This window comes from Actinomycetota bacterium, assembly GCA_041658565.1.
In the GTDB taxonomy this organism is placed as follows: domain Bacteria; phylum Actinomycetota; class AC-67; order AC-67; family AC-67; genus JBAZZY01.
This window is the reverse complement of record JBAZZY010000065.1, coordinates 1-3,670: the sequence shown is the minus strand read 5'-3', so window position 1 is coordinate 3,670 and position 3,670 is coordinate 1. Positions and strand designations below refer to the sequence as shown.

The following is a 3,670-nucleotide window of genomic DNA, read 5'->3' as shown; positions in this document are numbered from 1 at the left end:
GGTGCTGGCTACACGGGCGGTCCCGTGGTCCCGACGACGACGTGCTCGTGGGTGGCAGGGGGGGCTACGGGCGCATCCGGAATCGCCTGGATGCTCGCGACCTTTCCCGTGTACGCCCCCTGGGTCCCATCCGCACGGGTGACCGCCACGGTTGCGGGCTGACCGACGTCCGACTCCAGTGTGGGCTCGCTGACCTCTACGTATACGACTCGGCGGACCATTGAGACCCCCCATGGCGCGCACAAGCGAAAAAGCTATCTGCGCTACAGCCACATGGGGGGTCGTTGACTCTCCCGCAGCCAATCCGCAGCTTGACGGACTTCGGCGCGCTCGGCGTCGGGAACGACACGCAGGTGTGCGTCGCGGCCTTCCGGGACCTCCAGCAGAGACGGGGCACGCTGGTTATCCCCCCCGGCGTCTTCCTGATCGATTGCAACACGATCCACCAACGAAACCTCCAAAAGGGGACCCTTTTCGGTTCACCGGACGAAGCGTTGTACGATTGCGTCGTCGTCGGAGCCGGACCGACGCAGAGCGTCTTCAAGTGGAACGGGGTCTTTGGTCCTGATCGAATCAAAACCGGGCAGATCGGCGTTTACGACGAGGACCCTACGTACCTCATGGACTTCTCTGGCGCGCAACGGACTGTCTTCATGAACTTCGGACTCGACATGTCGGCCGCCACCGGCCATCCGACGAATCCAACGTTCGGCGAGACGCTCGTGCCGCGTGCCGTCTTCATGGTGAGCGGTTGGAACTTCACGAACAACCGGGACCAGAAGCTAACATGTTTCAATATGCACATCGTGGGCGGCGTCGCGACCGTCGTCGGCGAGGCGTACTATCCGTACTGGGGCTTCTTCGCGAGCAACAACCCGAGTGGCGTGAAGTTCGTGAAGTGCTCGACGGACCGACGGGCGTTCGGAGGCGGCGACATCAACCTCGGCGCGCACTCCGATCGGGGCCTCGTCCTCCTCTGTGATATGATCGGGAGGATCACGACGATCACGGGCGGCGGGAACCCAGGCGGCCATGCGAACCGCGTAATCGGGAGCGTCACGCGGGACTGGGACTTCAACATGTCGATCACGGACGACGTATGCCGTGGAAACAGATCGCTCGGCCAGATCGTCGTCGCGAGTTACCAACACGTGGTGCCTCTCCCCGAAGGTCTGAACACGCCACCGCGGGACATCCTCATCGAGGGGAACCGCGCGAGCCAGATCATCATCGGGGAAGGGTATTCCGCATCCCAAATCCTTCGTACAATTGCCCGCTATAACGTCGTGAAACCGGAGCCGGGTTTCACGTCCCCTTGGGGCAGCGTATCCATCCGGGCGACGGGCAAGAGCGAGGGCGCTATCATCCAGCGGAACATCTGCCGAGGGTCGAACCCCAGCATCGCCACGGACTCGCAGGGGCAGCTCATCGACAACGACGTGGCTCCAACGGGCCCGGAGCGATTCGTAGATAGCCGTTTTGTGACAGCAACTCGGCGCCTCGAACTCGAGGCAGAAACGGACATCTTCGCGCTCCACTGGGGCATCTGGGGCTTCCTGACCTCAGACCAAGGGACACCCGTCGAAGGGGAACTTGTTAACCTGCTGCTCGACGGCCAACCCTGGAAGACGTTCACCTCTGGTGTCGGCGGGTTCTTCGGTGAGGCGCTCGACGCGAATGACATCCCGGCGGGAACACACACGATCCAAGCGGTCCATGCCGCGGCGCAAAGTCCGTCCCTCACGATCACCGGCGAAGGTGGCATACCGCCGCCTCCACCGCCGCCCCCACCGCCAACTGTGCCTCTCATCCCGCAATCGCAGTTCCGGATCGTCCGTGTCGACAGCGAAGAAACCGATCCGGCCTATCCCGGCCAAGGCTTCGGAATCTTTGCGATTGACGGAAACCCGGCGACATTCTGGCTCACTCAATGGGTGCTCGCACAACCGCCGCATCCGCACGAAATCGTGCTGGATCTCGGCGGCACCTACGACGTCTTTGGTTTCCGATATCTCCCACGCCAAGATAGCTTCCAGCGATTCGGGACGATCAAGGACTACGCGTTCTATGTGTCTACGGACGGTGCCAGCTGGGGATCCCCGGTTCTCGCAGGCGCCTTCGCGGCCGACTTCACGGAGAAGGACGCGATCGCGCTGACCGGCAAGACGGGGCGCTTCGTACGCCTTGTCGCGCTCTCGGACATCGTGGCAAGCCCGCATGCGTCGGCTGCGGAACTGAATGTCTTCGGTGAGGCGGTAACTCCTCCACCGCCTCCACCGCCCGTCGTTCTCTCCGCGTCCTCAGGAGATGGTCAAGCGCAACTCACCTGGACACCATCCGCCGGCGCTTCCGGTTACCGAATCTGGCGCAGCACCATACCGGGGTCAGAACTTCCGATCTCGACCGTACCCGGAGATACGATTCAATTCCTCGATGTCGGGCTCGTCAACGGCACGACGTACTACTACGTCGTGACTGCGTTCAACCCAGAGGCAGAGTCGGGCCCGAGCAACGAGGTGAGTGCGACGCCGCAAGCACCACCCCCACCGCCGCCCCCACCGCCGGGAAACCCTGTGCTTTCCGCATCGGTCGGGGACTCCCAGGTCCTGCTCACGTGGACGCCGCCGAGCGGCGCGGTTACGGCATATCGCGTCTACCGCGGGACACAACCGTCGCAGGAGACCCTGCTCACAACGGTCTTCGAGACGAGCTATCGGGACTTAGGTCTGACGAACGATGTGACGTACTACTACATCGTCACCGCGTTCAACGATGCTGGCGAGGGGTCCCCGTCGAATGAGATTAGCGCCACGCCGAAGGCGGATCTCCCACCGCCTCCACCGCCAGAACTCGATTTCATATCCGCGTTGCTCCTCGGCGGCGGGTTCCTCGCAAGCTTTGGTTTCATTATCGGGGCCCTCCTCGCGCCGAAGCCGTAGGAAAATCTTTGAACCCACGGAGGCGTTCAGGGAACGATGACCGAGATCCCTGACTCAGTGAAATACAAATTCTCGCCCCAGCTTCTCGCGGAGATCGCCGTGGCGGGGACGCCGGTCAAGGTCATCATCCAGGTTGCGGCGGGGACCGTGTCGCTCGCGTCCGCGACGATCGCGTCCCTCGGTGGTCGCGTCGAATGGCAGAGCGAGCTCACGAATCAGATCAGCCTAACGATCGACGACGGTCAGCTCGCGGCCCTCGCTTCCCTTGGCTCGATCCTCCAGCTCTTCCACGTGCCGCGGGGCGAGCTTCTCATTCACCGGGGCGTGCCCCATGCGGGGATCCTGCCCCTTCCGCAGGCACTCGTCGCCACAGGCGTGACCCTTGAGGAGACGACGAACTACATCGGCGCGCCCCGCCTCTGGGACCGCGGGTTCCGCGGGCAGGGCGTGAAGGTTGGCATCGTTGACACGGGGGTCGACAAGGACCACCCGATGCTCGACCAGGTCGTCGTCGCAGAGCGGGACTTCACGGGGAGCGGGCTCGCAGATACGGTCGGCCATGGTACATGGGTCGCGTCCGCGATCGCGGGTCGGGAGTGGCTCTCCCCGCTCGGCCTGATGATTGGCGTCGCGCCCGAGGCGACGATCGTGAGCGCGAAGGCGTTCAACACGGACAATGCGGACCTCGACGTGATCATGCAGGCGCTCGAGTGGGTCGCCCTACAGGACTG

2 protein-coding genes are annotated in these 3,670 nt (G+C 63.5%); both read left to right on the top strand.

Annotated features, from left to right (window positions below):
- Nucleotides 1-311 precede the first annotated feature (311 nt).
- Nucleotides 312-2,939, top strand: a complete 2,628-nt coding sequence (locus tag WDA27_14865) for a discoidin domain-containing protein (GenBank protein MFA5892204.1) — start codon at nt 312-314, stop codon at nt 2,937-2,939.
- A gap of 36 nt (nt 2,940-2,975) precedes the next feature.
- A partial coding sequence (locus WDA27_14860) for a S8 family serine peptidase (protein MFA5892203.1) occupies nt 2,976-3,670 on the top strand: 695 nt, incomplete at its 3' end.